This is a genomic window from Deinococcus gobiensis I-0 (genome assembly GCF_000252445.1).
Lineage (GTDB): Bacteria > Deinococcota > Deinococci > Deinococcales > Deinococcaceae > Deinococcus > Deinococcus gobiensis.
Genome location: NC_017790.1, coordinates 1810743 through 1826974, shown reverse-complemented (window position 1 = coordinate 1826974; position 16232 = coordinate 1810743). Strand labels below are relative to the sequence as shown.

At 71.7% G+C, this 16232-nt stretch carries 15 protein-coding genes; 13 read left to right on the top strand and 2 right to left on the bottom strand.

The genetic code is table 11. From position 1 onward, the window contains the following. Positions 1–125: 125 nt before the first annotated feature. Both DGO_RS08590 and DGO_RS08585 read left to right on the top strand, forming a co-directional pair. Positions 126–1175: an ABC transporter ATP-binding protein gene (locus DGO_RS08590; RefSeq protein WP_014685104.1), complete on the top strand. Its 1050-nt coding sequence runs from the start codon at positions 126–128 to the stop codon at positions 1173–1175. Then, positions 1172–2209 (top strand): ABC transporter ATP-binding protein, encoded by a 1038-nt coding sequence (locus tag DGO_RS08585; RefSeq protein WP_014685103.1) that lies wholly within the window; start codon positions 1172–1174, stop codon positions 2207–2209. Before DGO_RS08590 ends, DGO_RS08585 begins: the two co-directional genes overlap by 4 nt. 96 nt (positions 2210–2305) lie before the next feature. On the opposite strand, the gene DGO_RS08580 is transcribed toward DGO_RS08585, so the two are convergent. Beyond that, complete coding sequence (locus tag DGO_RS08580; protein WP_043801727.1) at positions 2306–2554, bottom strand: hypothetical protein; 249 nt, start codon at positions 2552–2554, stop codon at positions 2306–2308. Positions 2555–2750: 196 nt separating this feature from the next. On the opposite strand from DGO_RS08580, the gene icd reads away from it, so the two are divergent. From icd to DGO_RS08530, 10 genes are all read left to right on the top strand, one after another. Beyond that, complete coding sequence (icd, locus tag DGO_RS08575) at positions 2751–4010, top strand: NADP-dependent isocitrate dehydrogenase (protein ID WP_014685101.1); 1260 nt, start codon at positions 2751–2753, stop codon at positions 4008–4010. A gap of 83 nt (positions 4011–4093) precedes the next feature. Next, positions 4094–4384: a hypothetical protein gene (locus DGO_RS08570; RefSeq protein WP_014685100.1), complete on the top strand. Its 291-nt coding sequence runs from the start codon at positions 4094–4096 to the stop codon at positions 4382–4384. After that, positions 4381–5145: a class I SAM-dependent methyltransferase gene (locus tag DGO_RS08565; protein ID WP_043801725.1), complete on the top strand. Its 765-nt coding sequence runs from the start codon at positions 4381–4383 to the stop codon at positions 5143–5145. The genes DGO_RS08570 and DGO_RS08565 overlap by 4 nt, the downstream gene beginning before the upstream one ends. 94 nt (positions 5146–5239) lie before the next feature. Next, positions 5240–5716, top strand: coding sequence for a hypothetical protein (locus DGO_RS08560; protein WP_043801722.1), 477 nt, complete (start codon positions 5240–5242; stop codon positions 5714–5716). A 58-nt stretch (positions 5717–5774) separates the two neighbouring features. Beyond that, the gene (locus DGO_RS08555) at positions 5775–6488 is read left to right on the top strand and encodes an SDR family oxidoreductase (RefSeq protein WP_043801719.1); all 714 of its coding nucleotides are present in this window, start codon (positions 5775–5777) and stop codon (positions 6486–6488) included. A 94-nt stretch (positions 6489–6582) separates the two neighbouring features. Then, positions 6583–7014 carry an SsrA-binding protein SmpB gene (smpB, locus tag DGO_RS08550; RefSeq protein WP_014685096.1) on the top strand — a complete coding sequence of 144 codons (432 nt, stop codon included), beginning with the start codon at positions 6583–6585 and terminating at the stop codon, positions 7012–7014. Next, the gene (locus DGO_RS08545; protein WP_226991326.1) at positions 7011–8405 is read left to right on the top strand and encodes an N-acetylmuramoyl-L-alanine amidase; all 1395 of its coding nucleotides are present in this window, start codon (positions 7011–7013) and stop codon (positions 8403–8405) included. The genes smpB and DGO_RS08545 overlap by 4 nt, the downstream gene beginning before the upstream one ends. Then, positions 8402–8959 (top strand): GerMN domain-containing protein, encoded by a 558-nt coding sequence (locus DGO_RS08540; RefSeq protein ID WP_050920740.1) that lies wholly within the window; start codon positions 8402–8404, stop codon positions 8957–8959. The genes DGO_RS08545 and DGO_RS08540 overlap by 4 nt, the downstream gene beginning before the upstream one ends. Before the next feature lie 17 nt (positions 8960–8976). Continuing rightward, complete coding sequence (locus tag DGO_RS08535; RefSeq protein WP_014685093.1) at positions 8977–12270, top strand: AAA family ATPase; 3294 nt, start codon at positions 8977–8979, stop codon at positions 12268–12270. A gap of 40 nt (positions 12271–12310) precedes the next feature. Further along, positions 12311–13771 (top strand): alpha-amylase family glycosyl hydrolase, encoded by a 1461-nt coding sequence (locus DGO_RS08530; protein ID WP_014685092.1) that lies wholly within the window; start codon positions 12311–12313, stop codon positions 13769–13771. 84 nt (positions 13772–13855) lie between these two features. On the opposite strand, the gene DGO_RS08525 is transcribed toward DGO_RS08530, so the two are convergent. After that, complete coding sequence (locus DGO_RS08525; protein WP_043801716.1) at positions 13856–14926, bottom strand: peptidylprolyl isomerase; 1071 nt, start codon at positions 14924–14926, stop codon at positions 13856–13858. 218 nt (positions 14927–15144) lie between these two features. On the opposite strand from DGO_RS08525, the gene DGO_RS08520 reads away from it, so the two are divergent. Further along, the gene (locus DGO_RS08520; protein WP_014685090.1) at positions 15145–16218 is read left to right on the top strand and encodes a lipid II:glycine glycyltransferase FemX; all 1074 of its coding nucleotides are present in this window, start codon (positions 15145–15147) and stop codon (positions 16216–16218) included. Positions 16219–16232: the final 14 nt, after the last annotated feature.

Genomic DNA, 16232 nt, shown 5'->3' with positions numbered 1-16232 from the left:
CCGGGGAGGCGCGCGGGCCGCCCTATCCCTATATCGGGACACTTGGCCCCCTGTCCACGGGCCCGCTCCGGACAGGGTTGTATGATGACCTACATGTTTCACCAGGGAATAGACAAGGGAGAACAATGACCCACCAGAACGACGTTCTGCTCGCCGTCAACAACCTCAAGACGTACTTCAGCACCGACGACGGCGTGGTCAAGAGTGTCGACGGCGTGACCTTCCACATCAAGAAGGGTGAAACCCTGGCCGTCGTGGGCGAATCGGGGTCGGGCAAGAGCGTGACCAGCCTCAGCGTCATGCGCCTGATCCCCATGCCCCCCGGCAAGATCGTGGACGGTGAGATCCTGTTCACCGGCAAGGACGGCACCCAGAAGAACCTGGTGACGCTGTCCGAGGCCGAGATGCGCAAGATCCGCGGCAACGACATCTCCATGATCTTTCAGGAACCGATGACCAGCCTCAACCCGGTGTACACCGTGGGCGACCAGATCGCCGAGGCGGTCATGCTGCACCAGAACAAGAACCGCAAGGACGCGATGGGCGTGGCGACCGACATGCTGCGCTTCGTGGGGATCCCGGCGCCCGAGAAGCGGGTTCACGAGTACCCCCACCAGATGTCCGGCGGGATGCGCCAGCGCGTGATGATCGCCATGGCACTCTCGTGCAACCCGGCGCTCCTGATCGCCGACGAGCCGACCACCGCGCTCGACGTGACCATCCAGGCGCAGATTCTGGACCTGATGCGCAAGCTCCAGACCGACATCGGCATGAGCATCCTGTTCATTACGCACAACCTCGGCGTGGTGGCCGAGATGGCCGACCGCGTGGTGGTCATGTACGGTGGCCGCGTGGTCGAGGAAGGCGACGTGGTCGAGATCTTCAAGGCGCCGCGCCACCCCTACACCATGGGCCTGCTCAACTCCATCCCGCGCCCCGGCGGCGAGCACGAGTACGTGCCCGGCCAGCCCAAGAAGCGCCTGGAAGCCATTCCCGGCAACGTCCCCAACCCGCTGAACCTGCCGCCGGGCTGCTCCTTCGAGCCGCGCTGCAAGTTCGCCGTCCCCGAGTGCTCGCAGGCCGTGCCCCCGCTGGAAGATACGGGCGGCGGCCACACGGCCCGCTGCATCCGCTGGCGCGAGTTCGACAGCGTGCAGCAGGAGGTGTCCGCATGACCGCCACGACCACCCAGAACACGGGCGCCCAGCCCCGCAACCGCAGCGACATCGCCGCCGCCGGCCAGACGCTCCTCGACGTGCAGAACCTCGAGAAGTTCTTTCCCATCCGGGGCGGCCTCATGTCGCGCGTGGTGGGCAACGTCAAGGCCGTCAACGACATCTCCTTCAGCGTCAAGCGCGGTGAGGTCGTCGGTCTGGTGGGCGAGTCGGGCTCGGGCAAGACGACTGCCGGTCGCGCCATCCTGCGTCTGATCGAACCGACCGGCGGGCAGGTCATGTTCAACGGCACCGACATCACCAAGCTCAGCAAGGGCCAGATGCGCGACTACCGCCGGGAGATGCAGATCATCTTCCAGGACCCCTTCGCGTCGCTCAACCCGCGCATGACGGTCTCGGACATCATCGGCGAGGCCATGCAGATCCACAACCTGCACCCCGGCAAGGAGCGCGTGGACCGCATCGCCGAACTGCTCCAGCGCGTGGGGCTGCGCCCCGAGCACATGGGCCGCTACCCCCACGAGTTCTCGGGCGGGCAGCGCCAGCGCATCGGCATCGCGCGCGCCCTGGCGGTGGACCCCAGCTTCATCGTCGCCGACGAGCCGGTTTCGGCGCTCGACGTGTCCATCCAGGCGCAGGTCGTGAACCTGATCCAGGACCTCCAGGAAGAGCTGGGCCTGACCGTGCTGTTCATCGCCCACGACCTGCACGTCGTGGAGTACATCTGCGACCGCATGATCGTGATGTACCTGGGCCGCATCATGGAGATCGCGCCCAGCCACGAGCTGAACCGCAACCCCAAGCACCCCTACACCGAGGCGCTGCTCTCGGCCGCGCCGGTGCCCGACCCCACGGTCAAGCGCCAGCGCATCATCCTCGAGGGCGACATCCCCAGCCCCATCAACCCGCCCTCGGGCTGCGTGTTCCGCACGCGCTGCCGCTACGCGATCGCCGACTGTGCCAATGTCGTGCCCGAACTGCGCGAGATCAGCCCGAACCACTACAAGGCCTGTATCCGCGACGATATCCTGTAAGCGGTGGGGGGCTCCGAGCCCTCCCGGCGCTTCTGGAGACGGAAAAACGCCCCGGCCCGAGATCGGGTGCCGGGGCGTTTCCCGTTGCGGAGAACCTTAGTGGCCGTCGCCGTCCTTGGATTCGCGCTTGCCCTCGTTGTACTCGGCGTGGGCTTCGCGGTTGTGCAGCTCGGCCCGGGCGCGGTCTTCGGTGGCCTTGACCTTGTCAGCCGCATTGTCCACGTGGTCGTTGCCCACTTTGGAGGCCACATCGTGGCCGGCGGCGCGGAGGCGATCGGCCCCCTCGTTGATCTTGGCTTTGGCGGCGTCGGCCAGGTTCTGCAACGTGCTCTTGTCGTCACTCACAGTGAATTACCTCCTGAAGTTGAATTCCCGTCTGGGTAGGTACAGCATTCCGCCTCGGCCTGCGTTTGAGATGAAACGATTGCCCGCAGCATCTTTAAAAACCGGGGGTCACTGCCCGGGTCCGGCGTGGCGCGGCCGCGTCTCATAGACGTCGGCTGGCCTTTTTCCGCATGGGGGGGGTAGAGTGTCCCCCGATATGACCAGCCACATCAAGGTGCCCGCGCAGGGCGAGAAGATCACCATGCAGGGCGACAAGCTTCAGGTGCCTGCTCAGCCCATCATCCCCTTCGTCGAGGGCGACGGCACCGGGCGCGACATCTGGAAGGCCAGCGTGCGCGTGCTGGACGCGGCGGTCGAGGCGGCCTACGGCAACGAGCGCAAGATCGAGTGGCTCGAGGTCTACGCGGGCGAGAAGAGCACCCAGGTCTACGGCGAGAACGAGTGGCTGCCCGACGAGACCGTCAAGGCCTTCGACGAGTACCTCATCGGCATCAAGGGCCCGCTGACCACGCCGGTCGGCGGCGGTATCCGCTCCATCAACGTGGCGCTGCGCCAGCTGCTCGACCTCTACGCCTGCCTGCGCCCCGTGCAGTATTTCGCGGGCGTGCCCAGCCCCCTCAAGCAGCCCGAACTCGTGGACATGGTCATCTTCCGCGAGAACACCGAGGACATCTACGCGGGTATCGAGTACAAGGCCGGCACCGCCGAGGCCAACAAGCTGCGCGACTTCCTGATCAACGAGATGGGCGTCACGCAGATCCGTTTCCCCGACAGCAGCAGCCTGGGCGTCAAGCCGGTCTCCAAGGAAGGCACCGAGCGCCTCGTGCGCGCCGCCATCCAGTACGCCATCGACAACGGCCGCAAGAGCGTGACGCTGGTGCACAAGGGCAACATCATGAAGTTCACCGAGGGCGGCTTCCGCGACTGGGGCTACGACCTCGCCAAGCGTGAATTCGGCGGCGTGGAACTCGACGGTGGCCCCTGGCTCCAGCTGCCGAACGGCATCGTGATCAAGGACGTGATCGCCGACGCCTTCCTCCAGCAGATCCTGCTGCGCCCCGCCGAGTACGACGTGATCGCCACCCTGAACCTCAACGGCGACTACGTGTCGGACGCGCTCGCCGCGCAGGTCGGCGGCATCGGCATCGCCCCCGGCGCGAACATCAACTACGTGACCGGCCACGCCATCTTCGAGGCGACCCACGGCACCGCGCCCAAGTACGCCGACAAGAACGTCATCAACCCCAGCTCGGTCATCCTCTCGGGCGAGATGATGCTGCGCCACATGGGCTGGACCGAAGCGGCCGACCTGATCCTCAAGGGCCTGGACCAGACCATCGGCCAGAAGGTCGTGACCTACGACTTCGCCCGCAACATGGAAGGCGCGACCGAGGTCAAGACGAGCGAGTTCGCCGACAAGATCATCGAGAACATGAAGGCGATGGCCCAGGCCTGAGCCTCGCCCCCTGAGGGCGGGCGGCGTTTTCCCGGAGCACGGGGGCGCCGCCCGCCCTTCTGTTTTGCCGTATCCTGCCCCGCATGACCCGCGTGGCCTTCTTCCTGCTCGGCGTGGCGCTGCTGGCGATCACGGCGCTGGGCGCGCTGTGGCTGCTGGGGCAACTGCTCGCCGGGCTGGGGGCCTTCCTGGCGGGGACGGCGGGCGTGCTGCTGCGGCTGCTGTGGTTCCTGGCGGTGGCGGGGCTGCTGGGCGGCGTGGCCTTTTTCCTGGCGAGCGCCTGGAGGCCGGCGGGCCGGGGGTCCGGGCCGCAGCACCGCGTGGTTCCGGCTGCGCCCGCACCGGTCCCTGCCCCCACCGAGGAGACGCGGTGAGCCGCAACCCCGACCGCTTTCTGGGCCGCGCGGCGGTCTACGCGGCGGCCCGCCCGCCCTACCCGGCGGCGCTGGGCGAGTGGCTGGCTGCCGAGGGGCTGCTGCGCGGCGACGTGGCCGACCTCGGCGCGGGCACGGGGCTGTTCACGCGGCTGCTGCTCTCGGCGGGGGCGGCGCGGGTGGACGCCATCGAGCCCAACCCCGAAATGCGCGCCGAGCTGGAGGCGGCCCTCGCGGCGCAGGTGGCCGCCGGGGCGGTACGCGTGCACGCCGGCACCTCCGAGGCCACCGGGCGGCCGGACGCTTCGGCCGATCTGGTGACGGCGGCGCAGGCGGCCCACTGGTTCGCCCCGGAGCCGACCGTGCGCGAGCTGCGGCGGGTGCTGCGCCCCGGTGGCCGGGTGCTGCTCGTCTGGAACGACTGGCGCGGGGTGGACGCGCCCCTGAACCGGGCCTACGGCGAGGTCGTGGCCGGATTCACCGAGGCCGACGTGCCCCCGCTGGCGACCCGCGTGCCCGAGGCCGAGCTGCCGGGCCTGCTGCCGGGCGGTTTCGAGAAGCGGCTCTTCGACCATGCCGTGCCCTTTACCCGCGAGCGGCTGCGTGCGCTGGCCGGCAGCGTCAGCTACCTGCCCTCGCCGGGCGACCCCGCCTACGCGGCCATGACGGCGGCGCTCGACCGGGCCTTCGGTGAGCCGGCAGGGGGAGAAGCGCCACTGGTCTACCGCACGCACGCCTACCTCGGCCGGCTGGACGGGTAGTTCCCGGCCGTTCCTGTCCGGCAAATGTGACGAACATGACTGGGCTCAAGCTCTCCTCACGGCGCGTCAGGAAGGGTGTGGTGCACTACGTGGCATGAACCGCTTCCAAGTGTCCGCCCTGGCCCTGACCGCCGCCCTCGTCCCGACAGCCTTCGCCGCCGCGCAGGCTCCGGCCCTGCCCGCCGGCTGGACCAATGCCGCGCTCGCCGGGGCCACCTACGTGATTCTCGACCCCCGGATCGAGGGCAACCCCGGGCTCCTGAACGCCGAGCAGCAGGCCGGCATCCTCAAGGCCATGCGCACCGACTCGGCCGGGGCCATCTCGCGCCACTACCCCAACGCCAAGTTCGTGACGGACCCGGCCACCCCCGGCGCCGTGAAGGTCTCGCCGGTGCTGGTGACGCCCGGCGCCCTGGTTCCCTGGGCCAAGCTCAGCGCCCGCCTGGACCTGCAACTGGCCGACGGCAGCCCGGTGTCGCTCAACGAGAGCTTCGGGCTGCTCACGCTGTGGCAGCAGGGGCCGCAGGCGGCCAACTACGCCTACGACCGCATCGCCCAGCGCCTGCCCTGAATTTAAATCCCCTTGAGACGGCCCCTGCCCCGCGCGGGGGCCGTGTTACTTTGGCGCCATGACCGAGCAGAAGAAAAGTGCGTTCGTGACGGGTGCCAGCAAGGGCATCGGCCTCGCGGTGGCGCAGGCGCTCGCCGCCGAGGGCTACGCCGTCACCCTGACCAGCCGCAAGCAGGACGAGGTCGAGGCCGCCGCGCAGCAGGTGGGCGGCGGCGCGCGGGGCGTGGTGTGCGACGTGCGCGACCCGGCCGCCGTACAGAGTGCCGTGGACGCGCATGTCGGAGCCTTCGGCGGCCTGGACGTGCTGTTCGTGAACGCAGGGGTGGGAGTCTTCGGCAATGTCGAGGACCTGAGCATCGAGGACTGGCAGGCCATGATCGACACCAACCTCAGCGGCGCCTTCTACACCGTCAAGGCGGCCATCCCGGCACTCAAGCAGGGGGGCGGATACATTTTCACTCTCAGCAGCCTCGCCGGGCGCAACGCCATGCCCGGCGGCGGCGGCTACAACGCCAGCAAGTTCGGCCTCAACGGCCTGTCGGAGGTCATGAACCTCGATCTGCGCCAGCACGACATCAAGGTCACGCAGATCATGCCCGGCAGCGTGGCGACCGAGTTCGGCGGCCACCAGCCCACGGACGCCGATGCCTGGAAGATCCAGCCCGAGGACCTCGCGCAGCTTACGGTGGACCTGCTGAACATGCCCGCGCGCACGCTGCCCAGCCGCGTCGAGGTGCGCCCGGCCCGCCCCGACAAGAAGCCCAAGAACTGAACCGCAGGTGCCCCTCCGCGCGCCCCTGGCCCTCCCCGGCCGGGGGCGCGGCGTTGCCCGGTCCTCCGGCGGCTCTCAGGATCGCCCTGCTAGAATGCGGGGCGTGTACACCAACCGCCGCGCGCATTACGAGTACGAACTGTTGGAGCGCTACGAGGCGGGCATCAGTCTGACTGGCAGTGAGGTCAAGAGCATACGCGCCGGCGGCGTGGATTTCCGGGACGCGTTCGCGCGTCTGACGAACGGCGACGTGGACCTTGAAGGGCTGTATATCCCCGAATACACGCAAGCGACCTACAACAACCACACGCCCAGACGCACCCGCCGCCTGCTGCTGCACCGCGAGGAGATCGCCAAGCTGCGCCGGGGCCTGGAGCAGAAGGGCCTGACCCTGGTGCCCACCCGCCTGTACCAGAAGGGCCGGTACTTCAAGGTGGAACTCGCCCTGGCGCGCGGCAAGAAGCTGCACGACAAGCGCCGCGCCGAGGCCGAGAAGACCGTGCGCCGGGAGCTGCGCGACCTGTGAGGCGCCCGGAACGCAGGCGCCCGGGACTCGCGGGCCGCTGGCCCCGGCTGCTGCTGCTCTCGGCGGCGCTCATCGGGGCGGGGCTGGCCGGCGCGCAGCTCGCCTTCAGCCGCCTGAACCTCGCCGGACGCGACGTGCAGAGCATCAACCTCTACGGAGCCGAGTACGCCAGCCAGACCATCCTCTCGGGCCTGCTCAGCGTGGAGCGTGACGGCGGCCTGGTGCGGGTCGAGGGGCTGGGGCACGTGCTGCTGCTGCCCATCGACGAGGACCAGGCGCGCGCCGTGACCGACTTCAACACCGTGCAGCTCGACGCCGAGCGCGTCAAGGCCCGCTCGGCCACGCTGGTCAACGGCAACCTGTACCTGCCGCTCGACACGCTGGCGCGCGGTCTGGGGGCGACCTACGCGCCGGGGCAGTTCACGGTGGCCGCGCCGACCCTCCAGGGCGTGAGCAGCCGCGCGGGCCGCAGCAGCGACCGCCTGGTGCTCGACCTGAGCCGTGACGTGCAGGTCCGCGACGAGCTGCGCGGCACCGAGGTCCGTATCACCCTCACCGGCCTGAAGGGCGATACGCGGCGTTACACCACGCGCGGGGCTTTCCTGCCCTCGGCGCAGGTCACGCAGTCGGGCGAGAACCTCGTGGTGACCTTTCCGCTTCCCCAGAGCAGCGGCTACCGGGTCTATCCGGTGGTCCGGGCGGGCGGCGCGCGGCTGGTCATCGACGTGGGGCCGGGTATTCCGGTGACGGTGCCGGCGCTGACGCAGCGCATCGGCCGGCCCCTGATCGTGCTGGACCCCGCGCGGGTGCAGGGCCTGGGCCGTGACGTGACGCTGGAGGTGGCCCGGCGCGCGGCCGAGCTGCTCACGCAGGCGGGCTGGCAGGTGCGCCTGACCCGCGAGCAGACCTCGGCGCTGGGGCAGAACGACAAGCTCGCGCTGGCCCGCCAGAGCGACGTGTATCTGGCGCTGGACCTCGGGCGCTTTCCCGGCAGCCCGCGCGGCGGCGTCACCGTGTACGAGCAGAGCGGTCAGAGCCCCTCGCAGTACGTCAACGCGCTGCGCGGCGCGGCGACCGCGCCCTACGGCAGCCTCGCGGTGGGGGACGGCGGCGGTACCCGGCGCCTGAGCGAACTGCTGCGCGGCGAACTGCGCGGCGGCGGCGTGACGGCCAAGCAGGGCAGCATCAACCGGGTGCTGACCTTGGGCGAGACCGCGCAGGCCGCCCTGCTGATGGAGCTGGGCTGGACCGGCAACGCGCAGGACCGCACCAACCTGGGCACCGACGCCCGCCTCCAGGCCTTCTCGGTGGCGGTGGCGCGCAGCGTGGCGACCTACCTCACCGCGCGGGCCAACAACGCCTCGCAGGGCAATACCGGAGGCACGCCATGATTCCGCTGCGCCGCTTCCTGTCGCTGTTCAACGTGGTCACGTTCGCGCTGCTGCTCGTGTCGGCCTACGCCTACGAGGTCGTGCAGCGTCCGCCCGCCCTGCCCACCCCGCCCGCGCTGGAGCTGTCCGAGCGGCGCGCGGTCAAGGTGACGGTGTACTACCCCGATACCCAGGTCCAGAACCTGCGGGCCGTGCAGCGCACCGTGCAGGTCACCGAGGAGACCCCCACCGCGCTGGCGCAGGCCGCCGCGAACGCCTGGGCGCAGGGACCGGCCGGCAGCGGCACGGGGCTGCTGCGCGCCGTCCCGCAGGGCACCGCCGCCCCGCGCGTGTACCTGCGCGGCACGCACTACTTCGTGGACTTTCCGCAGGCGTACACGGGCCTGAACTACGGCGCGAGCGGCGAGCGCATGCTGCTGTGTACCCTGACCCGGACCCTGCTGGAGAAGCGCGGCCAGGACGTGACCTTCCTGGTGAACGGGCAGATGACCGACACGCTGGGCCGCATGGACCTGCGCGAACCGTACACCCGCCAGGACTGCACGGACCAGTAACGGCCGGATTTTCCCGCGTGATCCAGACCATTACCCTTCAGGGCTTCAAGTCCTTCGCCGAACGCACCCGCCTGGAATTCTCGGGCGGGGTATGCGCCGTCATCGGGCCCAACGGCAGCGGCAAGAGCAACGTCGTCGAGGCGATCCGCTGGGCCACCCACGGCGCCCGCGCCCGTGAGCTGCGCGCCGGGCGCGGCACCGAACTCATCTTTCACGGCAGTGGGGGCAAGGCGCCGCTGGGGCTGGCCGAGGTGTCGCTCGAACTCCAGACCGCGCAGGGCCGCCTGAACCTCACCCGCCGGGTCTACCGCGACGGCACGGCCGAGCAGGACCTCGCGGGCCGCCCCGCACGTGCCCGGGACGTGCAGGCGGCCCTGCGCGGTACCGGTCTGGGGCCGGGCGGGCTGGCGGTCATCGGGCAGGGTGAGGTGAGCGGCGTGGTGCAGGCCGAGGGCCGCACCCTGCTGGGCTACCTTCAGGAGGCGGCGGGACTGTCACGCGCCGTCAGTGCCCGGCAGGAGGCCGCCGCGCGGCTGCTGGAGGCGGGGGGGCACCTGGACCGGTTGCGCCTGCTGCTGGGTGAGCGCGAAGCCGGCGTGGCCCGGCTGGCCCAGGCCGCCGCGCAGGCCCGGCAGCACCGCGCCCTGGAGGCCCGCGCCCTGACGCTGGACGACGCCCTGCGCCGGGAGCGGCAGGCGGCGCTGCGCCGCGAACTGGACACGGCCGCCCGCGAGGCCCGCGCCGCCGAAGTCCGCAGCGCCGAGCTGGCCGCCGGGGTGGGGGAGGGCGCCGCCCGTGTGGAGGCCGCCCGTGAAGCCGCGCAGGCCGCCCGCGCCCGCCAGGAGGCCCACGCCGGGGCGCTGGACACCCTGCGCGCCGCGCGCGAGGCCCATGCCCAGGCGGCGCGCTACCGCGAGCACCTCGCCGCCGAGACCCGCATGCTGGAGGGGGAACTCGCCGCCCTGCCAGACACGCCGCCCGCCGCGCCCGCCCCGGACCTCGCCGCCCAGGCCGCCGCCGCCGCGCAGGCGCGCGCCGGAGCCGAGATCGCCGAAGCCACGGCGCGCCGCCTCGACGCCGCCCTGACCCGCGCCCGTCAGGAGGCGGCCCGCGCCGCCGAGGCGGGCACCCGCCACGCCGCGAGCCGGGACACCCTGAGTGCCGAGCTGGAGCGTGCGGCGGCCAACCTGGAGACCGTGCAGGCCGCGCTGCTGCCCGCCCGAGCCGAACTGGCGGCGGCCGAGCAGGCCCGGCAGGCCGCCGAACACGCGGCCCAGACCCAGGCCGAGACGAGCGCCGCCGCGCAGGCCCACGAGCGCCATCTCGCGGGCGAGCTGACCCGCGTGTCGGCCAGCCTCGCCCCGCTGCGGCGCGAGCGCGAGCGGCTGGAAAGCGCGCTGAACAGCTACGCCCGCTACGGCGAGGGGGCGCGCAACGCCCTGCGCCTGGAGCACCCCGGCATCGTCGGTTCGGTGGCCGACCTGCTCACCGTGCCCGCCGAGTACGAGACGGCGGTGGGCGCGGCGCTGGGCCGCCGTCTGGAGCAGGTCGTGGTGGCGCGCGGCGACGACGCCCGCGAGATCATCGAGGAACTCAAGCGGGTGGGGGGCCGGGCGACCTTCCTGCCGCTGGACCTGCTGCGGCCCCGGCCCCGGCGCGACGCGGCCCTGCTGCGTGAGGACGGTGTGGTGGGCAACCTCGCCGACCTGTGCCCGACCGACCCGCCGCTGGTAGGCGAGGCGATTCTGGCCGACACGCTGCTCGTGCGCGACCTGCGGGCCGCCAACCGCATCGCGCGCACGCACGCCAGCCGGCCCCGGCTGGTCACGCTGGACGGCGAACTCGTCGAGCCGGGCGGCGCGATCACGGGCGGGCGGCTGCGCGACAGCGGCGGCGCGGTCCTGGCCGACCAGCGCAGATTCCAGGAACTCGACGCCGAGCTGGAGGAGGCTGCCGCCCTTCAGGTCCGTCTGGAGGCCGAGCTGGCGCGGGTGCGCGGCGCGGCAGGGGGGACCGAGGCTGGGGCGCCGAAGGCCGACCTCGACGAGGCCCGGCGCCGCGAGCGTGAAGCCGAGCGCCGCGTGACCGAGCTGGGCGCGCAGGCCCGCAGCCTCGAAGCGCATCGCGCCAGCCTTCAGACCCGACTGGCCGAGGCCGTGCCCGTGCCCGCCGTGGCTGCCGGAACACCGGACCTCGCTGCCCTGGAGGCCGAGCTGCTCGCCACCCGCCAGAGTGCCGAGGCCGCCCGCGCCGCCGAGCGGGATGCGGCCGAGAGCTGGGGGCTGGCGCGCGAGCTGGCCGCCGCCTGGACCGCCTACCACGCGGCCGGAGCGCGCGCCGCCGCCCTGCGGGAGCGCCTGAGTGCCGGGGCACAGGCGGCGGCGACCCAGCAGGCCCATCTGGAGGCCGCCGCCGCCGAGGTCGCTCGCCGGGAAGGCGCGCTGGGCAGCCTCGACGAGGGCGAATACCCCCGCGCCGAGGCTGAGCGCGAGGCCGCTGCCCTGGCCTATAGCAACCTCATCGGCGAGCAGAACCGCGTGCGCGCCCGCCTGGATGAGCTGCGGCTGCTCATTGCCCGGCGCGAGGGCAGTCTGGAAGAGTTGCCCGACGGCTGTCTGCCCCCCGGCAGCGCGCGCGAGTGGTCGGCCGAACTGGGCCGCGTGCGCGCTGCGCTGGACGCCCTGGGGCCGGTCAATGCCCGCGCCGAGGCCGACCACGCCGCCGAGGGTGCGGCGCTGGACATCCAGCGGGCCGAGCTGGCCGACGCCGAGGCCGCCGCCGAAGAGCTGCGCGGGCACCTGGGCGAACTGGAGGACGCCGAGGGCGCCGCGACCCGGCTCGCTTTCGGGCGGGTGAACGAGGCCTTCCGCGAGTACAGCGCCGAACTGCTGGGCGGCGTGGGCGAGCTGGAGGCCGAGACCGGCGAGCACGGCCGCCTCACCGGCCTGCGCCTCGCCGTGCAGCCGCGCGGCAAACGCACCCGCTCCATGACGCTCCTCAGCGCGGGCGAGCGCACGATGGCCGGGCTGGGGTTCCTGTTCGCCCTGAACCACGCCGGGGGCGAGGAGGGGATGGGCGGGCTGCCGCTGGCGGTCCTCGACGAGGTGGACGCGCCGCTCGACGAGGCGAACATCCGCCGCTTCACCGCTTTTCTGGAGCGCTTCGCCGCGCGCGGCACCCAGTTCCTGATCGTCACCCACCAAAAGGCCACCATGGAGGTCGCCCAGGCGCTGTGGGGCGTGACCACCGACCAGACCGGCGCGAGCCGCGTCCTGAGCATCCGCCAGGAGGGCGAGGGCGTGGGGGCCTGATTCGCCGAGGCGGCCTGCCCGGGGCCGTAGCATGGGCCGGATGCGACCCTTTCTCCTGCCCGCCCTGTTGCTGGGCATGTCGTCGGCCCAGAACGCCCCCGCGACGGTGCCTGCCCTGTCCAGCTTCGAAGGCCAGATCGTCTATCAGGTCATGCCCGACCGCTTCTTCGACGGCGACCCGGCGAACAATGTGGGCGTGGACCGCGCCGATCCCCGGGCGTGGCACGGCGGCGACCTCGCGGGCCTGACACAGAAACTCCCGTATGTCCAGAAGCTCGGGGCGACGGCGCTGTGGCTCACCCCGGTCTACCGCCAGCAGCCGGGCAATTCCTTCGATACTTCGCCCTACCACGGCTACTGGCCGGCCGATTTCCGCGATGTGGACCCGCATTTCGGGACGCTGGCGACCTTCGGCGGCCTGATGGCGGCGGCGAAGGCGGCGGGCCTGCCGGTCGTGCTCGATCAGGTCATCAACCACTACGGGTACACGGCCCCGGCGGTCGAGGAGCACCCCGGCTGGTTCAACGGTCCGGCGCAGTGTGCCGCGGCGCAGAACAAGGACGTGGACTGCCCCCTCGCCGGCCTGCCCGACCTGCGCCAGAGCGTGCCGGCGGTGCGCGAGCTGCTGCTGGGCAACGCCGACTTCTGGCGCGCGCAGGGGGTGTCGGCCTTCCGCTACGACGCCATCAAACACGTCGAGGGACCGTTCCTGAAGGAGCTGCTGGCCCGTGACCGCGCCGCCGGCACCTGGACGCTGGGCGAGTGGTACGACGCCGATACCGGCACGGTGGCCGACTGGCAGAAGGCCGGCTTCGACAGCCTCTTCCTGTTCAGCCTGCAAGCCGCCATGCGCCAGAGCGTGATGGGCGGCCAGAGCCTGAGCGGCGTGGCGAACGTCCTCGCGCGCCAGGGCGAGCTGCCGCGCCCCGGCGAGGTCGCGCTGTTCCTCGACAACCACGACGTGCCGCGCTTCGCCAACGGCACGCTGTTCGAGGACGACGGCCAGCTGCGCACCCGCTACGGCCTGCGCGCCCTGATGACCCTGCGCGGCGTGCCGGTGCTGTGGCAGGGCACCGAGATCGCCCAGCGCGGCGGCCCCGACCCCGACAACCGCCGCGACATGCGTTTCGAGGGGCAGTGGACGCCCGCCGAGGCGCAGACCTTCGCCGTCGCCCAGGGGGCCATCGCCGCCCGCAAGGCGAGCGCGGCCCTGAGCCGGGGCGAGCAGCGGCTGCTGAAGGTGCCCTCCGGCGTGCAGGACGACCTCCTGCTGTTCACCCGCCAGGAAGGCGGCCAGACCGTGCTGGCGGCGTGGCATGGCGGGCGCGCGCGGCGCACCTTCTCGATTCCGCTCTCGGTGCTGGAACTGGGCGCGGCCCCACAGGCCCTGACCCGCAGCCTCTTTGCCGGGCAGAATGCGGGCCTGAGCGTCAGCGGCGGCTACCTGCATCTCAGCCTGCCGGCGCGGGACGCGGCCGCTTTCGCCCTGGGCGCGAGGTAACGCAGCTGCTGTAGGCGGGCGGCCCCGACGCAGCAAAACAGAAGGCGGGGCCGCGTGGGCACCCGCCTTCAGCCGTTCAGGCCTTCAGGGCTGCGAGGGGGCGGTCGTGGGAGCCGGGGCAGGCGCCGCCGCCGGAGCCGCGACCGTCACCACCGCCGGGAAGCTCTGGGGGGCGAGGCGGGCGATCTGGGCGTCGAGGTACTTCTGGGCAGCGTCGCCCGCGAGCTGCTGACGGATCAGGGGTGCGGCCTCGGCCAGCGGCAGAAGGCCCGCCGGGGTGCGCTTGGTCACGATCAGGACGTGCCAGCCGAACTCGGTCTGCACGGTCTGGGGCACGTTCAGCGGGCCATTGAAGCTCGCCTGGTCGAAGGCCGCCACGGTGTCGCCGGAGTTGATGCAGCCCAGGTCACCGCCCGCAGCAGCGCTGCCGGGGTCCTGGCTCTTTTCCTGGGCGATCTTGGCGAAGTCGCCGCCCGCCGCGAGCTGCGCCGTCACCGCGTCGGCCTCGGCCTTGGTGGCCACCAGGATGTGCTTGACGCAGGCCTCGCCGGGGCGGTCGAAGGACGCGCGGTTGAGGTTGTAGAAGCCGCTCACCACGCTGTCGCCGAAGGTGAAGCGCTTTTGCAGGGTATCGAGGTAGGCCCGCACCACGGTCTGGCGTTCCAGGGCCGCGCGGAAGTCGGCCTCGCTGGCGTAGCCGCGCTGGCCCAGCGCCTCGGCGAAGGCGGCGTCGGTCGGGAACCCGGCGCGGGCCTGCGCCACCTGCGCGTCGAGGGCCGCCGCGTCGGGCTTGTTGGCGACGCGGGCGAGCTGGTAGGTCGCGCGCTCGCGCACGTACTGCTTGAGGTAGTCGGCGCGGGCCGGGGCGAATTCTTCGAGCAGCGACTCCTCGAAGGGCGCGCCCTGACCGTTGACCACCCGCGCGACCGCCTGCCGGAAGTCGCGGTCGAAGTCGGCCAGCGTGACCGTCTCGTTGCCGATGCGCGCCACGACGGCCGCAGGGTCCTGCGTGCCGGTGGCCGGGGTCGCGGCGGGAGCGGCAGGCGCAGGCGCGGTCTGGGCCGGGGTGGCCGGAGCCGCCGGTGCGGGAGGGGCGGTCTGGGCGAGGGCCGCGCCGCCGAGCAGCAGCGTCAGGGTCAGGGCAAGTTTGTTCATGCTGCCCCCCACTGTAGCGCCCCGCGCATGAGGGCGCGGCCCCGCCTCTGCCGCGCGGGCCAGAGCGCCCCTTCAGAGACGGGGCCGTTCTGGCCCGGTGCAGGCCGGGGAAACCGCGCCGGTGACCGGTGCATTCGCCGTCGTGTCCGCAGAATTCTTCCGGGTGGGCGGGGCCATGGAAACCGCGCTTTTGTGACAAATGCTCTAGAATCCGCCGCGTGCGCCTGACCCTTGAGGAAACGACCGATCCCCGCGTGTATGACGACGCCGTGAGCCAGCTCCCCATCACCAGCGCCCTTCAGGGCTGGGGCTACGGCGAGGCGCGGCGGGTCCTGGGCCAGACGCCCGCGCGCTACCTGATCAAGGGGGACGGCCGGACGGTCGGCGCGCTGCAACTCATCCGCAAGCGGCTCGTGCCCGGCTTCTCGACGCTGTATGCCCCGCGCGGCCCGGCGCTCGAATCGCTCGACCTGCTGCCCGACCTCGTGGGAGCGGTGCGGAAGGTGGCCCGGCCGACCGACGCCCTCCTGAAGATCGAGCCGCCGTATCCGTACCTCGCCGCAGACGGCGACTCGGAAGCCCACGTGCCCCCGGTTCTCGGCCCCTTCACGCGCGCCGAGACCGAGCAGCCCGAACACACCATCGTCGCCGACCTGCGCCCGACCGAGGCCGAGCTGCTCGCGGGCCTGAGCAGCATGGCGCGGCGCAACGTGCGCGCGGCCGAGAAACTGGGCGTGGTGGCGGGCCGAGACGACGATTTCGACGCCTTCTGGGAAATTTTCACGGCGACCAACGAGCGGGCCAAGCTGGGGGCCTTTCCGCGCGCCTACTACGAGACCATGCTGCGCGAGGGCAACGCGCACGGCGGCGAGGCGTACATCGTGCTGTCGCGCTACCGGGGCAAGGCGCTGGCGGGCGGCTTTTTCGTCACCATGGGCAAGGGCACCTACTACCTCTTCGGCGGCAGCGTGCGCGACGACCGCGTGGGCGACGACGGCCAGCCCCTCAAGGACAGCAAGGCCCCCGACGCCTTCTACTGGAATGCCATGCTCGACGCCAAGCGGCAGGGCTACGAGCTGTTCGACTTCTGGGGCATTCCGCGCGTCCTCGACGAGAGCAAGCACAGCTACGGCGTCTTCAAGATGAAGCTGAAATTCAGCGAGCAGCGCGTGTGGTACCCGGCCTACGACCTGAACCTCAACCCGGCCGCCCCTGCCATCGTCAAGGCGATGCGCTGGCGCAAGACCCAGAACAACATGCGCAAACGCGGCAGCGCCGACGATGTACTTTGACCTGACCTAACGGT

Bases quoted from the DNA above. Each gene is read 5' to 3' on its own strand.
- smpB (WP_014685096.1), top strand. From the start codon at position 6,583: ATGCGGGGCGTGTACACCAACCGCCGCGCGCATTACGAGTACGAACTG.
- DGO_RS08555 (WP_043801719.1), top strand. From the start codon at position 5,775: ATGACCGAGCAGAAGAAAAGTGCGTTCGTGACGGGTGCCAGCAAGGGC.
- DGO_RS08540 (WP_050920740.1), top strand. From the start codon at position 8,402: ATGATTCCGCTGCGCCGCTTCCTGTCGCTGTTCAACGTGGTCACGTTC.
- DGO_RS08585 (WP_014685103.1), top strand. From the start codon at position 1,172: ATGACCGCCACGACCACCCAGAACACGGGCGCCCAGCCCCGCAACCGC.
- DGO_RS08570 (WP_014685100.1), top strand. From the start codon at position 4,094: ATGACCCGCGTGGCCTTCTTCCTGCTCGGCGTGGCGCTGCTGGCGATC.
- DGO_RS08590 (WP_014685104.1), top strand. From the start codon at position 126: ATGACCCACCAGAACGACGTTCTGCTCGCCGTCAACAACCTCAAGACG.
- DGO_RS08530 (WP_014685092.1), top strand. From the start codon at position 12,311: ATGCGACCCTTTCTCCTGCCCGCCCTGTTGCTGGGCATGTCGTCGGCC.
- icd (WP_014685101.1), top strand. From the start codon at position 2,751: ATGACCAGCCACATCAAGGTGCCCGCGCAGGGCGAGAAGATCACCATG.
- DGO_RS08560 (WP_043801722.1), top strand. From the start codon at position 5,240: ATGAACCGCTTCCAAGTGTCCGCCCTGGCCCTGACCGCCGCCCTCGTC.
- DGO_RS08525 (WP_043801716.1), bottom strand. From the start codon at position 14,926: ATGAACAAACTTGCCCTGACCCTGACGCTGCTGCTCGGCGGCGCGGCC.